This window comes from Paractinoplanes brasiliensis (assembly GCF_004362215.1).
In the GTDB taxonomy this organism is placed as follows: Bacteria; Actinomycetota; Actinomycetes; order Mycobacteriales; family Micromonosporaceae; genus Actinoplanes; species Actinoplanes brasiliensis.
Genome location: NZ_SNWR01000002.1, coordinates 1,707,535 through 1,724,752 on the forward strand (window position 1 = coordinate 1,707,535; position 17,218 = coordinate 1,724,752).

Annotated in this window: 16 protein-coding genes; 5 read left to right on the top strand and 11 right to left on the bottom strand. The window is 70.5% G+C overall.

The window, feature by feature from the left end:
* Positions 1–180: 180 nt before the first annotated feature.
* Genes C8E87_RS39735 through C8E87_RS39745 form a run of 3 tightly spaced genes read right to left on the bottom strand, consistent with a single transcriptional unit; the run spans position 181 to position 1,957 of the window.
* Complete coding sequence (locus C8E87_RS39735; RefSeq protein ID WP_133878499.1) at positions 181–588, bottom strand: carboxymuconolactone decarboxylase family protein; 408 nt, start codon at positions 586–588, stop codon at positions 181–183.
* Positions 585–1,097, bottom strand: coding sequence for a MarR family winged helix-turn-helix transcriptional regulator (locus tag C8E87_RS39740; protein ID WP_239080054.1), 513 nt, complete (start codon positions 1,095–1,097; stop codon positions 585–587). Before C8E87_RS39740 ends, C8E87_RS39735 begins: the two co-directional genes overlap by 4 nt.
* Before the next feature lie 2 nt (positions 1,098–1,099).
* The gene (locus tag C8E87_RS39745; protein WP_133878500.1) at positions 1,100–1,957 is read right to left on the bottom strand and encodes an MBL fold metallo-hydrolase; all 858 of its coding nucleotides are present in this window, start codon (positions 1,955–1,957) and stop codon (positions 1,100–1,102) included.
* 279 nt (positions 1,958–2,236) lie between these two features.
* On the opposite strand from C8E87_RS39745, the gene C8E87_RS39750 reads away from it, so the two are divergent.
* From C8E87_RS39750 to C8E87_RS39760, 3 genes are all read left to right on the top strand, one after another.
* Positions 2,237–3,253, top strand: coding sequence for an alpha/beta hydrolase (locus tag C8E87_RS39750; protein ID WP_133878501.1), 1,017 nt, complete (start codon positions 2,237–2,239; stop codon positions 3,251–3,253).
* A complete protein-coding gene (locus C8E87_RS39755) occupies positions 3,246–3,953 on the top strand; it encodes an alpha/beta fold hydrolase (protein WP_133878502.1) in 708 nt (235 codons plus the stop codon). Before C8E87_RS39750 ends, C8E87_RS39755 begins: the two co-directional genes overlap by 8 nt.
* A gap of 89 nt (positions 3,954–4,042) precedes the next feature.
* Positions 4,043–6,901 (top strand): helix-turn-helix transcriptional regulator, encoded by a 2,859-nt coding sequence (locus tag C8E87_RS39760; protein ID WP_275409018.1) that lies wholly within the window; start codon positions 4,043–4,045, stop codon positions 6,899–6,901.
* A gap of 338 nt (positions 6,902–7,239) precedes the next feature.
* Here the strand turns inward: C8E87_RS39760 and C8E87_RS39765 are convergent, their stop codons facing one another.
* The 5 genes from C8E87_RS39765 to C8E87_RS39785 form a co-directional block, all read right to left on the bottom strand.
* The gene (locus C8E87_RS39765; protein WP_133878503.1) at positions 7,240–8,037 is read right to left on the bottom strand and encodes a metallophosphoesterase family protein; all 798 of its coding nucleotides are present in this window, start codon (positions 8,035–8,037) and stop codon (positions 7,240–7,242) included.
* 6 nt (positions 8,038–8,043) lie between these two features.
* Complete coding sequence (locus tag C8E87_RS39770) at positions 8,044–8,370, bottom strand: hypothetical protein (protein ID WP_133878504.1); 327 nt, start codon at positions 8,368–8,370, stop codon at positions 8,044–8,046.
* Between the two features lie 12 nt (positions 8,371–8,382).
* On the bottom strand, positions 8,383–8,994 hold the full coding sequence (locus tag C8E87_RS39775; protein ID WP_133878505.1) for a hypothetical protein: 612 nt from the start codon (positions 8,992–8,994) through the stop codon (positions 8,383–8,385).
* 80 nt (positions 8,995–9,074) lie between these two features.
* Entirely contained in the window at positions 9,075–9,881 is an 807-nt protein-coding gene (locus C8E87_RS39780) for a polysaccharide deacetylase family protein (RefSeq protein ID WP_133878506.1), read from the bottom strand.
* Between the two features lie 197 nt (positions 9,882–10,078).
* Positions 10,079–10,549 carry a MarR family winged helix-turn-helix transcriptional regulator gene (locus C8E87_RS39785; RefSeq protein ID WP_133878507.1) on the bottom strand — a complete coding sequence of 157 codons (471 nt, stop codon included), beginning with the start codon at positions 10,547–10,549 and terminating at the stop codon, positions 10,079–10,081.
* A gap of 86 nt (positions 10,550–10,635) precedes the next feature.
* On the opposite strand from C8E87_RS39785, the gene C8E87_RS39790 reads away from it, so the two are divergent.
* Entirely contained in the window at positions 10,636–12,213 is a 1,578-nt protein-coding gene (locus C8E87_RS39790) for an FAD-binding oxidoreductase (RefSeq protein ID WP_133878508.1), read from the top strand.
* Entirely contained in the window at positions 12,210–13,055 is an 846-nt protein-coding gene (locus tag C8E87_RS39795) for an LLM class flavin-dependent oxidoreductase (RefSeq protein ID WP_133878509.1), read from the top strand. Before C8E87_RS39790 ends, C8E87_RS39795 begins: the two co-directional genes overlap by 4 nt.
* A 3-nt stretch (positions 13,056–13,058) precedes the next feature.
* Here C8E87_RS39795 and C8E87_RS39800 read toward each other — a convergent pair whose 3' ends face one another.
* Genes C8E87_RS39800 through C8E87_RS39810 form a run of 3 tightly spaced genes read right to left on the bottom strand, consistent with a single transcriptional unit; the run spans position 13,059 to position 17,115 of the window.
* Complete coding sequence (locus tag C8E87_RS39800; RefSeq protein WP_133878510.1) at positions 13,059–14,756, bottom strand: glycerol-3-phosphate dehydrogenase/oxidase; 1,698 nt, start codon at positions 14,754–14,756, stop codon at positions 13,059–13,061.
* A gap of 3 nt (positions 14,757–14,759) precedes the next feature.
* Positions 14,760–16,277: a glycerol kinase GlpK gene (gene glpK, locus C8E87_RS39805; protein WP_133878511.1), complete on the bottom strand. Its 1,518-nt coding sequence runs from the start codon at positions 16,275–16,277 to the stop codon at positions 14,760–14,762.
* Complete coding sequence (locus tag C8E87_RS39810; protein ID WP_133878512.1) at positions 16,270–17,115, bottom strand: MIP/aquaporin family protein; 846 nt, start codon at positions 17,113–17,115, stop codon at positions 16,270–16,272. The genes glpK and C8E87_RS39810 overlap by 8 nt, the downstream gene beginning before the upstream one ends.
* Positions 17,116–17,218 lie beyond the last annotated feature (103 nt).

Genomic DNA, 17,218 nt, shown 5'->3' on the forward strand with positions numbered 1-17,218 from the left:
GCAGGTTCGGGCAGCGCACACCTCCCGCGAGCGGCGCGCGCAGCCAGGCCTGGATCCAGTCCCCGGGGCCTGTGCACCTCGCCACCTGATGGCCCTCTTCCCGCGGCAACGACCTGACCGGACCTCTCGGTCTACAGCGAGAACCGGCCCCGCCGCGGAGCTGATCGACGGGGTCCGGAATCAGCCGGTGGTGGCCGCGGCGGGTTGTGGCGCCGTGCTCAGGACGGTGGCCATGGCGGCCGATGCCGCAGGCTGACCGAGGTAGGCGGTCAGCAGCACCATCAACTCGGCCAGGCCCTCTTCCGTGACACCGGCGGCGCGTGCGGCGTTCAGATAGGTGATCAGCCGGGCATCGACGACGTGTTGACCGACGAGGGCGGCGATGACGGCGATGCTGCGGTCGCGGTCGGTCAGTTCCGTTCCGGACCAGCCGGGTCCGCCGGCCGCCAGAAAGGCCTCCCGGGCGTACTGTGCGCCGGCTCGCGCCGTGAGGGCGATCTCGGCTTCGTCCTCCGGCACGCCGAGGTTGCGGGCGTACACGGCGCGGCCGGCGACGATGCGGCCGGCCACGTCCTCGAAAGCGTTCATATGCATGATCCCGGGTCCTCGGACGAGCCGATGATGGCGTAAAGAGCCCGTCGCAGCTGTGCGACCTCGGCCGCCGGGAGGGACCGGACCGCGTCGGCCTCACGAGCCTCGGCGCCGGCAGCGATCGCCGCCCGCGCCGCATCGCCCTTCGGGGTGATGGCGACGATGCGGGCCCGCCGGTCTCGCGGGTTGACGCGCCGTGAGACGAGTTCCCTGCGCTCGAGCCGGTCGATCTCCGCGGTCAGAGTCGTCTTGTCCATGCCGAGGGCTTGCCCGAGTTCGACCTGGGTGAGATCGGCGGTCTTGTGCAGAGCGCTGAGGACGATGTGGTCGCGCAGCGACAGGCCGTGGCGTTCTGCCTCCGCGCCGACGAGTGCGTGCATCCGCTGGGCTGCCCGGTGGAGCAGCCACGTCAGCTCCGAGTCGGGCCCCGGTCCCAGAGTGGGGCGCAGCGGCGCCTCGTCGCCGATCGTCGGATCGGGGCGGCTCGAGGCGGAGGAGGCAGGCATGGTCACGGTGTCACGCTCGGGAACCGGGACGGCAGGAGCGGAATGCTGTCGTAGGCGGCGACATCGTGGGCCGGCACGACCTGCATCACGCGGCTGAGGGCGATGCTGCGCTGCAGGCCGGCCCGGACGGTTCCGGCGTCGACATCGGCGACGCGGCGCAGCAACCACGGGCGTTCCGCGCCACGGGAGATGCCGTCCATCTGCCAGGTGAGGTCGCCGATGAACGCATACCGCTTCCCGGTGGGCGGCGTGACGAACACGACGACGGAACCGGGGGTGTGCCCCGCCGCGAGGGCCACGATCACCGAGCCGTCCCCGTGGACGTCGAAGCTCGCCGGAAAGCCGAGATACTCCGGGCCGTCGAAGGCGTACTCCCGGATCTCCAGGCCTTGCGACACGGCGCGGAACACCGTGGCGTGCGAGTCGGCGGCGCCGTAACGGATCTCGGCCTCGTTGATCCACACCGGCACCCGCAGGGAGTCCAGGCCGCTGACGTGATCCCAGTGCACGTGCGTGACGAGCACGCCGAGAAGCCGGGACCGGTCGTAGCCGGCCGCGTCGAGTTGCTGCGCCGCGGTCCGGCCGAGCCGGTGGGGAGCACGCTCCATGCGCGCCAGCATCGCGATGTGCTCCGCCACGTGCTCGCCGAACCCGGCGTCGATGAGCAGGTCGCCCTTCGGATGGGAGATGAGCACGGCGGTGGCCGCGAATTCGCGCTTGTCCCGCACGGACCCGCCGGTCACGGCGAACACCGCTCGCGTCGTGTAGGTGCCGGTGGGCAGACGGTACAGCGCCATGTCCGCCGGCGGAGTCGCCTCGGGCAGCGGGCCTGTCCAGTACGCGGAAGGTGAGATGACCATACCGAAACCGTACGACCCAAGAACGTCCGAGTCAAGAACATCCGAGCCAAGAGTATTTCTGACATGCCGGTAGGCCGTTTCGCGGTCGGCGCGCATCTCGACCCGCGCGGCCGGGCCGGCGCTCACCCGCGATCCGGTGACAAGAACGCTGACCGGCACTGGGCTAGGGACTCACGGATGCGATCAGGGCGGCGCGGGCCGGACGATCAGCGCTGAGCCCCGAGGATCGCGTTCGCGGCCTCAAATGCCCGACCCCGACAACCGTTCGGAGGAACGCCCGTGACCATCACTACTGCCGGCAGAATTGTTCTCGAGCCGGCATCCCAGCAATTCGTCGAGGCCACTGCCCGACCGCCTTTCCTGTACGACCTCAGCCCCGTCGACGCCCGCAAGGTCCTCGATGACGTCCAGGCCGCCCCGATCACGCTGCCACCCGTGGACGATGAGTGGATCACCGTCCCGGCGGACGTCGGGGACGTCCGGGTGCGTATCGTCCGGCCGAAAGCCGCCGCGTCGCCGCTACCCGTGATCCTGTACATGCACGGCGGCGGCTGGATCTTGGGCAACGCCGCAACTCACGACCGGCTCGTGCGTGAGCTCGCGGTCGGCGCCCGGGCGGCCGTCGTCTTCGTGGAGTACACGAGGTCGCCCGAGGCTCATTACCCGGTCGCGATCGAGCAGGGCTATGCCACCTCTCGCTGGGTGGTCCGCGAGGGCGCGTCGCACGGGCTCGACCCTCTCCGGATGGCCGTCGCCGGTGACTCGGTCGGGGGCAACATGACTGCTGCGCTGGCGTTGATGGCCCGGCAACGCGGCGACGTGCGCTTCGTGCACCAGTCGATGTACTACCCGGTCACGGATGCCCGGATGGACACCGGCTCCTACGAGCAATTCGCCACCGGTTACTTCCTCACCGCCAAGGCGATGCAATGGTTCTGGGACGCCTACGTGCCGGACGTCGAGCGCAGGCAGGAGATCCTCGCCTCCCCGCTGCGGGCGGAACCGGCGCAGCTGGCCGGGCTCCCTCCCGCCCTCGTGATCGTCGACGAGGCCGACGTGCTGCGGGATGAGGGTGAGGCGTACGCGGCGAAGCTGCGAGCGGCGGGCGTTGCGGTCACGGCGGTCCGGTACGGCGGCATCACCCACGACTTCATGATGCTCAACCCGCTGAGCGGCACGCATGCCACCCGGGCCGCGATCGCCCAGGCGATCGCGGTGCTGCGGGACGCGCTCGGCACCGCCGGCCACGAGTCCGGACGTCCCCTCGACCTCATCGAGGAGCCCGACCATGGGTGAACCCACGATTGTTCTCGTCCACGGTGCGTTCGCCGAGTCGGCCGGCTGGAACGGGGTGATCGCTGACCTGCTGGGCGACGGCTTCCGGGTCATCGCGGTGGCGAACCCGCTGCGTGGTCTCGCCTCCGACTCGGATTACCTGCGTGCGGTGCTGGCCGGGATCGACGGTGAAATCATCTGTGTCGGTCACTCGTACGGCGGCTGCGTGATCTCCAACGGGGCCACCGGCAACGCCGCGGTGCGGGCGCTGGTCTTCGTCGGTGGTTTCGCCCCCGACGCGGGCGAGAGCGCGACGAAGCTCGCCGGCCGGTACGAAGGCGGCACTCTCGGCGAGACCCTCCTGCCGGTCAAGCTGCCCGACGGCAACACCGACCTCTACATTCGGCAGGACCTCTATCACGTCCAGTTCGCGGCCGACTCGCCGGCGGCCGAGGCCGCGATCATGGCGGTGGGGCAGCGCCCGATCGTCGAGTCCGCCCTCAACGAGGCGTCCGGCGACCCGGCCTGGAGGACGGTGCCCTCCTGGTTCCTCTTCGGCACCGAGGACAAGAACATTCCCGCCGAGGTTCATCGCTTCATGGCGCAGCGAGCCGGCTCTCGGCGAACCGTGGAACTGCCCGGCGGCTCCCACAGCGTCGGCATTCCGGAGGCGTCCACGGTGGCCGGCCTGATCCGTGAGGCCGCCTCCGCGATCGGCTAGGGACGGCTCACGACCGAGATCACTGCCGCCGGCACCCCCACGATTCGGCGTCCAAGCCTAGAGTTGCCTCGGGGCTCCGCCGTACGGGGGTGACATGGCAACGACCTCGGACGACGCGGCCTTCTCACCCCAGCAGCGCACGTGCGCTGCTGGGGCGGGAAGCGGAGTGCGAGGCACTCGACCAGGTGCTCTCGGCCGTACGCGGCGGACAGGGCCGCTCGCTGGTGATCCACGGTGAGCCCGGGGTGGGCAAATCGATCCTGTTGGACTATCTGATCGCACGGGCAAGCGACTGTCGCGTGGTCTCCGCGGCCGGCATCCCCTCCGAGGCCGAGCTGGCGTACGCGGCATTGCATCACGTGTGTGCGCCGTTGCTGGGCCGGCTCGGCGAGCTACCGGAACCGCAACGCGACGCTGTCGGCACGGCGTTCGGGTTGCGCGGCGGACCGCCGCCCGATCGCTTCCTGGTGGGGCTCGGCGTGCTCGGCCTGTTCGCCCTGGTGGCCGAGAGCCAGCCGCTGCTCTGCGTGATCGACGACCTCCAGTGGCTCGATGAGGCCTCGGCGGCGGCCCTGGCCTTCCTGGCCCGACGGCTCGGCGCGGAGCCAGTGGCCTGCGTGTTCGCGGTCCGCGACGCGGACGACAGCTCCAAACGTGGATCACGTTCCATCGACGACGCGGGCCTGCCGCGGTTGTGGGTGCGCGGTCTGAGCGACGGTGACGCCCGGACACTGTTGGGCACGGCGGTTCTCGGCCCCATCGATGACCAGGTGCGGGATCGCATCATCGCCGAGGCCCGCGGCAATCCCCTGGCCCTGATCGAGCTGCCGCACGGGCTGACGAACGTGGAACTGGCCGGCGGCTACGGCTTTCCGGCCGCTCAGGCGCTCACGGGCTTTCCGGCCGCTCAGGCCCTCACGCTGCGGATCGAGCAGAGCTTTCTCCGGCGCCTCGGCCAGATGCCACCAGACGCGCGGCGGCTGCTGCTGGTGGCGGCAGCCGAGTTGTACGGCGATCCGATCGTCGTCTGGCGTGCGGCCGCCCGGCTGAGTATCGATGCGAGCGCCGCAGCCGCCGCGGCCGCCTCCGGGCTGGTCCAGTTCGGCACCCGCATCCAGTTCCGTCATCCCCTCGTGCGCTCGGCCGTGTACCGCTCGGCCTCGGCACGGACTCGCATGAGCGTGCACGCGGCGCTGGCCGAGTCGCTCGACCGGGACGCTCACCCCGAGCGGCGCGCATGGCATCGCGCTCACGCGACGACGGCCCCCGACGAAGCGCTGGCCGAGGATCTCGAGCAATCGGCGGCACGAGCCCAGGCGCGGGGCGGCCTTGCCGCAGCGGCGGCCTTCCTGCACCGCGCCGTCATGTTCACCCCTGATCCTGAAGACCGCGCGCGACGCGCGCTGGACGCCGCCCGCGCGCATCACGACGCCGGCGCGGCCGGCCCCGCTCAAGAACTGCTGGAAACAGCTCGGCGCGGGACACGAGACGCGGGCGTCATCGCCCGGATCAGCCTGCTCCACGCCGAGATCGCCTTTACCACGGACCATGGCGTCCAAGCCCCTCCGCTGTTGCTCGACGCCGCCCGGCAACTGGCCGCATTCGACATCACTCTCGCCCGGCAGACCTACCTTCAGGCGGTGTCCGCCGCCATGTTCACCGGCCGGCTTGCCGCCGGCGACGGCGTCACGCAGATCGCCCGAGCGGCGCGCGCCGCCCCACCCTCGCCGGCCCTCCCCGCCGCCACTGACCTGCTGCTGGACGGGTTCACGCTGCTTCTGACCGAGAACGCGAACGTGGCGACGCCGTCAATCAGAACAGCGCTGCACCGGTTCCGGGAGGGCATGGTCTCCCCGGAGGAACAGCTACGGTGGTCGTGGCTCGCGTTCATCCTCGCCATGGCCTGCTGGGACGACGACGCTTTGCGCGCGGTGGCCGAACTGCACGTGAACCTCGCTCGCCGAACCGGCGCGCTTGCCGTGCTGCCGCTGGCTCTCAGCTCCCGCATCCTTCTGCACTTCTTCGAAGGCGATCTCGACGAGGCCGCCGCCCTTGTCGACGAGGTCACCACCATCACCACGGCGACCGGGATGCGAATCACCAACTACGGCGCCCTCGCTCTCGCCGCGTGGCAGGGCCGCGAGGAAGAGGCGGAGCAGATCGGCGCGGCCGCGATCATCGAGGCGACAGCACGCGGCGAAGGAGTCGGTCTGACCAACGTCCAGTGGACCCGGGCCGTGCTCTACAACGGCCTCGGCCGGTACACGGACGCCCGGGATGCGGCCGTTGCGGCGAGCTCCGACAGTCCGGTCCCGGGCGCGGCCGCCCAGTGGGCTCCGGTCGAGCTCGTCGAGGCGGCCGTGCGCTGCGGAGACATCACTCTGGCCACACGCGCCCTGGAACAACTCTTGCAGAGCACGCACGCGAGCCGGAGCGCCTGGGCACGGGGAATCGAAGCCCGCTCACGTGCGTTGCTGGCGTCGCGCGAACAGGCCGATCATCTGTATCGGGAGGCAATCGAGCGGCTCAACGGCACGCGCCTCCGGTCAGAAGCCGCCCGCGCCCACCTCCTGTACGGCGAATGGCTACGTCGTGAGCGGCGTCGGCTGGAAGCGCGCCAGCACCTGAGTCGCGCTCACGACATGTTCGACGCGATCGGCATGGACGCGTTCGCCCGCCGCGCGGCCGCCGAGTTGCGGGCAACGGGAAAGAACGCGCGGCGGCGAAGCGTCGAGACCACCGGCGACCTGACCCCACGCGAGTGGCAGATCGCCCGGCTCGCCCGGGAGGGCCTGAGCAACCCAGAAATCGCAACCAGGCTGTTCATGAGCCCGCGAACCGTCGAATACCATCTCCACAAGGTCTTCGCCAAGCGCGGCATCACATCACGCGTCGAACTCCGAGCCGCCCTGGCCGACGACATTCGAACGCCCGGCTTCAGCGGATGACAGCCTCGAAGCCCACGACGAGGCCACGCAATTCCAACATCAGCACCGGCGAATTGCTCATCACCCACCCTGCATACGAGTCGGTCAACGATGTGCCCCAGGAGCGCGTCCGACGCTCCTGGGGTAACGGGCTTGTTCGGTGTCAGCGCCTGATGGCCTTGGCCGCCCGCACCGGTCGCGGATCATCGACAGAACTCAGAACCGATTCCGCATCCTGTTGGTTCGGGCCCACCACTCAGGCGATTCGTGAGCCGCTTTGCGGGGTCCACCGGTGGTCCCGTTCCGGCTTGAGGTCGCGTTCCTGCTGCTCCGCCGCGTCCGTTGACCTTGGTCGATGGCTATGTCGTGAAAACGACCAGCCGGGCGTCGACGTTGACGATGTGTCCGTCGCCGAGAGCGGCCACCGGTTCGGTCCAGTGCACGTGGCCGCAGAGCGTCAGCGCCGGCGCTCGCCGTTGCAGCGCGCCGCGCACCGCTTCCCGGCCCAACTGTCCCGCCCTGTCCCCGTTCGGCCCTTCGTGCAGGAGCAACACGTCCGGGCGCGGCGTGGTGAGCATCCCGACGAGCGCGAGAAAATCCCTCTCCGTGCGCCGCAGGCCACGCCGCGGGTCGCCGACGATCCCTGAAATCCCGGCGACGGTGACGCCCCCGAAGCTGCGGCGGTCACCGTCCAGCAGCGCCGCACCGGTCCGGCCCAGCTCGGCGACCTGCGCGGCGGTCACCTCGTCGTGGTTGCCGGCCACCCCGAGCACCATCGGGCATCCCGCGGCGGCGAAGGCGAGCCACACGTCGAGGACCGGGCCGGAAGCCCCGCGTCGATCAGCGCCGGGCGCCGAGTACAGGTCGCCGGTGAGCAGAACACCGATCCGGTCGGCCGGGGGCAGCAGACCGCTCTCCGCCCACACTGCCAGGTAGTCAGCGAGCGCGACGCCGAGCAACTGCTCCTCCCCGCCCAGCGGCGAGGGCGCCACCCCTTGCAGGTCCCCGGCCGCGAGCACGACGTCGCAGCCGGCCGGGAGTTCGTCGACCCGCAGAAGCTCGACGCCGAGCTGGAGGCTCTGCGGAACACCACCGGGGCCGGCCGCCCGGTACGGCACCGCCGCCAGCCGCTCCGGCCGGGTGTCGACCAGCCGCATCAACCTCTACTCCACAACGCTGCGGTAGAGGAACCGCCAGCGCGGCAAGGACGCCAGTCTCATCCGCACCTCGTCGGGACGATCGAACTTGTCGACGAACAGCAGGTAACGGCACTCCGGGAAGTCGGGCTCCTGCTGGTACTCCTCGTCTCCGTCGTGCAGGTCGTTGGACTGGAGGCGGAGCTTGCCGGCGCCGGACCGCGGGCGCGCCGCGAAATAGACGCCCCGATAGTCGCTCTCGTGCCGGACCCACTCCACCCCGAGAGCCTCGGCGAGCTTGCCGGGCTGATCGCCGAGGCTGGGCTCGTCGTAGCCGTACACGTCGTAGATCACTGAGTGCTCCGTTCAGAACCAGACCTTGATGGTCGGTTTGCGGGCGGCGGCCTCGTCGATCGTACGGAAGATCATGATGTGAACCTCCCGGCCTGTCTCGGCCGACGCATCGTCGATGATGCCGTCCAGACCGAGCCGGTCAAGGTCTCGCTCGCTCAGCGGCCCGGTCGAGACGCCGTCGCCGCGGAAGCGCACGCCGTTATCGTGGGCTGCCCGGTTGACCGAGTCGCCGCTGATCGCGATGTCGTAGTCACTGACCCGGCCTTCGTCGAACAGCGCCCCGCTCTCCGCGCTGCGTCCAGTTACCGAGCTACCCTGGAATCCCATGTCCAGGTCGGGGTAAAGCTCGCGCATCCGGTCCCGGAACCTGGCCGCGAACCCCCGGAACTGCGCGAAGTCGCGGAAACCGTACGGGACACCGGAAGGCTGGCCGGACGACGAGGACCGTGATCCCGAAGAGGACGATCCGCCGCCTGCAGACGTTGCCCGCCCCTCCTGCAACGCCTCCTGGACGTGGCCCTCGGCCTGCTCCACGTTGCCCGGCCGACCACCCCTGCGACCGCGGTTGCCGGAGGGCGGCCGGTCGTTACCGCCGCCGTGACCGCGGGATCTCGGAGTCAACATCTGCCTCCATCGATGTCGCCAACGACGATATCGTCGCGGCGCCACCCCTGGGGCGAACCGTTCAGCCGTGGTTCCGGCGGTCAGGGGATGTAGTCCTCGAGGCGGGCGGGGGTCAGGCCTGCCTTATGGATGGCGTTGAGCACCGCCAGGAAGTCGTCGACGAAGCGGGGCCGGAAGTGCATCAGGATGATGTCGCCGGGCTGGACGACCTTCTTTCCCTGGTAGAAGACCTTGCCCTTGTTGGTGGCCTCCTTCCAGAAGAACGCCGCCTTCATCCCGCAGTCGTGGGCCGCCCGCAAGGTGGTGGCGTCGTGCGCGCCGCCGGGTGGGCGGAACAGGGTCGGGCGGGTGCCGTAGAGCTGGCCGAGTTTGTCCGCGCCGCCGCAGATTTCGTGTTTCTGGAAGGCGTAGGAGCGGCCTTTGAGGACCGGGTGGCTGATCGTGTGGTTCTGGATCGTCGCGCCGGTCTGTTGCAGCGTCCGGAAGTAGCCCGGGTTGTCCGCGATGGCGTTGACTTCGAGGAACAGGGTGATCGGCACGTCGGCGGCCCGGAACAGCTGGGCCGCGAGCGGGTTCTTCTCCCAGCCGTCGTCGATGGTGATGAAGGCGACCTTCTGGTCGGTCGGGATGCGGCTGAACCATCCGGCCGTGCCGTTGCCGGGCAACGTGACCTTGGTGGCGGCGGGCGGCGGCGCGAACCGGGGCATGCGGGCCTGCAGGGCGGGCGGCAGGGCGGCGCGTGGATCAGCGGTCGCCGGCGCGGACTCCACGGTCGGCGCCGCCGAACGGACCGGGGCTGATGAGGTGACCGGCGTCGGAGCGGCCTGATCACCGCAGGCGGTCAACCCGGCCAGCAGCAGCGCCGCCGTCAACGCGCGATATCGCATATGTACGCCTCTGCGGTAGATGGATCTCCCGTACAGAGACGCGCACAACGGGCGAGTTGGTCACCCGGACGACTGAACTGTGCTGTCGATCACGCTCGGAGGAGCGCCGGAAAGAAGCGCCCCAGAGGAGCGCCGGAGAGAGGCGCCCCGAAGGAGTGCTGCAGAGAAGCGCCCCGGAGGAGCGCACGGAAAGGGACCTAAACCTCGAGCGCCTCGTTGACGATCGCGCAAGCCTCGGCGGTGTGCATGGACCCGACCCCGGCCGCCTTCTCCAGCAGCCGGCGGAACACCACCCGTTCCCGCTCGTCGAGGCCGCCGAGGGTGGCCTGTTCCGCCTCGGTGACCTGGTCGCACAGGGCGGCCACAGCATCACGCCCCCGCGAGGTGGCGACGATCTGCCGCTGCCGGCGGTCGGCCGGGTTGGGCTGCCGTTCGACCAGCCCGGCGGAGACCAGGTCGTCGATCAGGTAGGTCATCATCGTCCGGTCGATGCCGAGCCGGGCCGCGAGCGCCGCCTGGCTCGGGGGCGTGCCCTGCAGCACTTCACAGAGCGTGTGGTAGCCCCGCTCGCCCTGCGGGAAGTCCTTCAGTTTCGGGCCGACAATCTCCGCGTACGACCGCAGCAGGAGGCCCAGGGCCGCTCCGAAGTCCGCTGTCGTGTTGCTCACCGCACCATCCTATCTGTTGGACAGATCGTCTTCCAGCAATACTATCTAGCCAGACGACGATCGTATCTGCGGAGGAATCGGTGATCATGGACCAGAGGATCGCGCTGGACCCCGCGACGTTCGCGGCGGCCACGACCCACCTCGACGGCCCCGCTGTCCTGGAGGATCACGAGGGCGGCCTCGACCCGTGGACGGCGGCCGTCTGGCTCGCCGCCCGCGACGACAACGCGCGGATCACCCTGCCGGCGGCCCCGGCGGCGGTGTCGCCCGAGATGGCGGACAAGGCCCTCGACACCCTGACCGCGCTGGCCGGCACCCGCGTACGGGTCCCGGGCGCTCCGAGCCGCTTCGACGACCTGCCCGACGGGGTCCTCAAGCTCGAACCGGGCGACCCCGGCTACCGCGGCCGCAGCTCCACCTACATGCGCGGCGGCCGGCCGGCCCTGATCCTGCGTCCCCGCACCCCGGGCGAGGTCGCCGACGCCCTCGCCTTCGCCCGCCGGCACCCCGAGCTGGCCCTGGGTCTGCGCAGCGGCGGCCACGGCATCAGCGGCCGTTCCACCAACACCGGCGGCCTGATCATCGACGTCGGCGGCCTGAACAGCATCGAGGTGCTCGCCAACGGGCACGTACGGGTCGGCCCCGGCGCCACGTGGAAGCAGGTCGCCGCCGCGCTCGACAAGTACGACCTGGCGCTCGGATCCGGCGACTACGGCGGGGTCGGGGTGGGCGGGCTGGCCACCGCGGGCGGCATCGGCTTCCTCTCACGCGAGCAGGGCCTCACCATCGACAGGCTGCGAGCGGTCGAGCTTGTGCTTGCCGACGGCACCCCCGTACGGGCGAGCGACGACGAGAATCAAGAGCTCTTCTGGGCCGTACGGGGCGCCGGGGCGAACTTCGGGGTGGCGACCGCCTTCGAGTTCGAGGCCGAGGCGGTCACCGAGGTCGGCTGGGCCCAGCTCGCCCTGGTCACCCAGGACCTCGAGGAGTCGATGAGGCAGTTCGGCGAGGTGGCCCGGGACGCACCCCGCGACACCACGGTCTTCTGGCTGACCGGTCAGCCCCGCCAGGGCCAGTCCGTGATCCAGATGTACGGGATGGTCGACTCGGGCGACCCGGACACGATCGTCGAGCGGCTCACCCCGTTCGCGACGACCGGGCTGCTCGCCCAGCAGCAGGTGGTGGTGGCCCGGTACGCCGACGTGATGGCCCAGGCGGCCGACGTGGGCGCCGAGGGGCACCACGGCCGGGGCGAGCCGATCTCCCGGTCCGGTTTCCTGCCCCGACTCACCGACGAGTTCGCCCGCGACGCCGCCGAGCTGCTGCGTTCGGGCACCACCTTCTTCTTCCAGCTGCGGCACATGGGCGGGGCGATCGCCGACACCCCGTCCGACGCGACCGCGTTCGCGCATCGCACCCCCGAGTTCTCGGTGGCCGCCATCGGCATGGACAGGCAGGCGCTCGACGAGGCGTGGGACAGGCTGATGGTCAGGCACTTCGACGGGCTCTACCTCAGCTTCGAGACCGACCGGCGGCCCGAACGCCTGCACGACGCCTTCCCGCCCGCCACCCTGGAACGGTTGCGTGAGCTCAAGCGCCGCTACGACCCCGGGCGCCTGTTCCGCGACAATTTCCCGATCGACCCGCAAGGAGAAGACCGATGACCGACTACGGGCACGACCTGCTCTTCGGCACCTTCGTCACCCCGAACGCGCGGGCCCTCGACCTGGCCGTGGCGGCCGACCGGGCGGGTCTGGACCTGGTGACGTTCCAGGACCATCCGTACCAGCCGGCGTTCCTCGACACGTGGACGCTGATGACCTACGTGGCCGCCCGCACCGAACGCATCCGGATCAGCGGCAACGTGCTCAACCTGCCGCTGCGGCCGCCGGCCGTGCTGGCCCGGGCGGCGGCGTCGCTCGATCGGCTCAGCGGCGGCCGGATCGAGCTGGGCCTGGGGGCCGGCGCCTTCAACGACGCCGCGGTCGCGATGGGGGCCCGCAAGCTCAGCGCGGGGCAGGCCATCGAGGCGCTGGCCGAGGGGATCGGGATCATCCGCGACCTGTGGAACACCGACACCCGCGAGCGGGTCGAGCACAAGGGCACGTACTACCAGATCAGCGGGGCCAAGCGGGGGCCTGCGCCGGCGCACGACATCGGCATCTGGGTCGGTGCGTACAAGCCGAAGATGCTCGCGCTGACCGGCCGTCTCGGCGACGGCTGGCTGCCCTCGCTGGCCTACCTGCCCGACGGCGCCGCGTCGCTGACCGGCATGAACGCGCGCATCGACGACGCCGCGGCCGAGGCCGGACGGGCGCCCGGGAGCGTGCGGCGGCTGCTCAACCTGGGCCCGCAGGACGCGAGGGCCGAGCAGCTCGCCGAGCTCGCTCTGACGTACGGCATCAGCGGTTTCATCGTGGCGACCGACGACGCCGCGACGGCCGAGCGCCTGGCCGCCGAGGTCGCGCCGGCCGTCCGCGACATCGTCAAGCGCGAACGCGGCTGACGGTCAGTCGGAGACGGGCACGACGTCGGGGGCGCCGAGCCGGGTGGCGTCGGCGGTCTCGTCGTCGGGCTGCTCCTGCGACTCGCGTTCGGCCTCCACCCGTACGCGATAATTCTCCACCTCGCGGGCGGTCTGCTCCGGCGTCCACCCGAGCACGCCGGCCATCAGCTCGGCCACCTCCTGCGCGCATGCGGTGCCCCGGTCGAACGTCTCGATCGAGATCCGCGTACGCCGGGTCAGCACGTCCTCGAGGTGCCGGGCGCCCTCGTGCCCGGCCGCGTAGGCGATCTCGGCCCGCAGGTAGTCGTCAGCGCCGGTCAGCGCCTGCCCGAGCGAGGTGTCCGCCTCGATCAGGGCCAGCACCTCGTGCACGAGCGAGCCGTACCGGCCGAGCAGGTGCTCCACCCGCGCGACGTGCAGCCCCGACCGTGACGCGAGCACCCGCCGCTGGTTCCACAGGGCCGGGTACCCTTCCGCGCCGAGCAGCGGCACCCGGTCGGTGCACGACGGCGGCACCGAGCGGCCCAGACCGTGCACGCAGGCGTCCACCGCGTCCTTGGCCATCACCCGGTATGTCGTGTACTTACCGCCGGCCACCACGACCAGCCCCGGCACCGGACTGCCGACCATGTGCTCACGCGACAGCTGCGAGGTGGCCTCGGACTCGCCGGACAGCAACGGGCGCAGTCCCGCGTAGACCCCTTGCACGTCGGTGCGCGTCAGCGGCGTCGAGAGCACGGAGTTGACGTTTTCGAGCAGGTAGTCGATGTCCGTGCTGGACGCGGCCGGGTGCGCTTTGTCGAGCGACCAGTCGGTGTCGGTCGTCCCCACGATCCAGTGCCGGCCCCACGGGATCACGAACAGCACGCTCTTCTCGGTGCGCAGGATCAGGCCGGTCGACGACTGGATGCGGTCGCGCGGCACGACCAGGTGGATGCCCTTCGACGCGCGGACGTGGAACTGCCCGCGCTCGCCGACCAGCGCCTGCGTGTCGTCCGTCCACACCCCGGTCGCGTTGATCACCTGCTGCGCCCGCACCTCGAACGTCCGGTCAACTTCAAGGTCCTTCACCCGTACGCCGGTGACCCGCTCGCCTTCGCGCAGGAAGCCGACGACCTCGGTGCGGGAGGCGACGTGTGCCCCGTACGCCGCGGCCGTGCGCGCCAGGAACATGGTGTGCCGGGCGTCGTCGACCTGGGCGTCGTAGTACTGCAACGCCCCGACCAGGGCATCCTTGCGCAACGCGGGGCAGACCCGCAGGGCCCCCGTACGGGTGAGGTGGCGGTGCCGGGGCATGCCGCCGCCCAGCGCCAGCGTGTCGTACAGGGTGATGCCCGCACCCGTGTAGGCGCGTTCCCAGGCCCGGTGCTTGAGCGGGTAGAGAAATTGCACCGGCCGGGCGAGGTGCGGGGCGAGCCGCGACAGGCTCAGGTCACGTTCGCGCAGCGCCTCCTTGACCAGGCCGAAGTCGAGCATCTCGAGGTAGCGCAGGCCGCCGTGCAGCAGCTTGCTGGAGCGGCTGGACGTGCCGGACGCGAGGTCGCGCGCCTCGACCAGGCCGGTGGACAGGCCCCGGGTGACGGCGTCCAGCGCCGCCCCGGAGCCCACCACTCCACCGCCCACCACCAGGACGTCGAGCTCGGCGCCGGCCAGCGCGGCCAGCGCCGATTCCCGATACTGCGGGGAGAGTGCGACAGTCATATCTCAGTCCACGTCCACCCAGTCCAGGGTGCGCTCGACGGCCTTTTTCCACTTGCCGTAGCCCTCGGCGCGCTGTTCCTCGGTCCACCGCGGCTGCCAGCGCTGCGACTCGTTCCAGTTCTCGCGCAGCTCGTCGGTGTTCTTCCAGAACCCGACCGCCAGCCCGGCCGCGTACGCGGCGCCGAGCGCCGTCGTCTCGGCCACCACCGGCCGGCTGACCGGCACCCCGAGCACGTCGGCCTGGATCTGCATGGCCAGGTTGTTGGCCGTGATCCCACCGTCGACCTTGAGCACGTCGAGCGTCACCCCGGAGTCCTGCGCCATGGCGTCGACGACGTCGCGGCTCTGGTAGCAGATGGACTCGAGCGTGGCCCGGGCGATGTGCGCGCTGGTGTTGAAGCGCGACAGCCCCACGATCGCCCCGCGGGCGTCGGAACGCCAGTACGGCGCGAACAGGCCGGAGAACGCGGGCACGAAGTAGACCCCGCCGTTGTCGGGCACCTCGGACGCCAGCCGCTCGCTCTCGGCGGCGTCGTTGATGATGTGCAGCTGGTCGCGCAGCCACTGCACGGCCGAGCCGGTCACCGCGATCGAACCCTCCAGCGCGTAGACCGGCGCGGCGTCGCCGAACTTGTAGCAGACCGTTGTGAGCAGGCCGTTCTCCGACCGTACGAGCTCGGTTCCGGTGTTCAGCAGCATGAAGTTGCCGGTGCCGTACGTGTTCTTGGCCTCGCCGGGCGCGAAGCACACCTGCCCGACCGTGGCCGCCTGCTGGTCGCCCAGGTCCCCGGTCAGCGGCACCTCGCCGCCGAGCGAGCCGGGCCACCGCGCCACCCCGTACGTGTTCGGATCGGACGAAGGCCGGATCTCGGGCAGCATCTGCCGGGGGATGTTGAAGAAGCTGAGCAGCTCGTCGTCCCAGTCGAGCGTCTCCAGGTTCATCAGCATCGTGCGGCTGGCGTTGGTGACGTCGGTGAGGTGCTTGCCGCCGTCGACCCCGCCGGTCATGTTCCACAGCACCCAGGTGTCGGTGTTGCCGAAGATCGCGTCGCCGCGCTCGGCCGCCTCCCGCACGCCGTCGACGTTCTCCAGAATCCACTGGATCTTGCCGCCGCTGAAGTAGGTGGCGGGCGGCAGGCCGGCCTTGCGCCGGATCACGTCGCCGCGGCCGTCCCGGTCGAGCGCGGAGGCGATCCGGTCGGTGCGGGTGTCCTGCCAGACGATCGCGTTGTAGTAGGGCCGCCCGCTGTGACGGTCCCACACCACCGCGGTCTCGCGCTGGTTCGTCACCCCCAGGGCCGCCAGGTCCTTCGCGCCCAGGTTGGCCTTCTGCATCGCCGTGCGGACGACGGTGACCGTACGCTCCCAGATCTCGGCCGGGTTGTGTTCGACCCAGCCCGCCTGCGGCAGGATCTGCTCGTGCTCGAGCTGGTGGCGGGCCACCTCGTTGCCGCCGTGATCGAAGATCATGAAACGGGTGCTGGTCGTGCCCTGGTCGACGGCGCCGACGAAGTCAGCCATTGCGTGCCTCCACGTTCTCTCGGGTCTCCTGCTCGGGCAGCCGTCCCGGCTCGGGTGCGCCGAGTCCGGGCAGGAACCGGCCGACCAGCCCCTGGTACAGACCGGCGCCGAGGACACCGCCGATGACGGGCGCCACGATCGGGATCCAGAAATAGAGATACCCGGTCTGGTCCCGCCACGCCCCACCGTAACCGGTCAGGAAGCTGGCGAGCCGCGGGCCGAAGTCACGCGCCGGGTTGATCGCGTAACCGGCGTTGGTGCCCCACGCCATGCCGATGCCCACCACGATCAGGCCGATGATGAACGGCGCCATGTTGGCCTGCGGCGGTGTGCCGAGCGCGTCGGTCACGGCCAGGATCAGGAACAACAGGATCGCGGTGCCGATGATCTGGTCGCGGAACGCGCCCCACTCGCCGACCGGCAGGGTCCCGTTGCCGGGCAGCGTCGAGAACACGCCCTGCGTCTTGATGGTCAGGCCGGGGTCGGCGGCGTGCAGCACCTCGGTGTAGTTCCACCGGACGAGCAGCGCGGCGACGAAGGCGCCCAGCGTCTGGGCCAGGGTGTACGGAAGCACCTTGCGCCACGAGAAGCCTTTGAAGACCGCGAGCGCGACCGTGACGGCCGGGTTGAGGTGCGCCCCGCTGACGCGCCCGGCGACGTAGACGCCGAGCACCACGCCCAGGCCCCAGGCCCAGGCGATGCTGTCGTGATCGCCGATGCCCGCGCCGGCCACCTGGGCCACCACACCGACACCGAACAGGATGAGGATCATGGTCCCGGCGAACTCGGCGGCCAGTTCGGCGACGATTCCTCCCGGGATCTTCAGTCGTGCTGCCATTTGCCCTCCTGCTGAGCTCTCTGGAGCTGCATCTGCGAAGGACGCTAGGTAGCCACCCGGACACGAACAATGAACGCCATTCGACAATGTCGAACGCTGTGCT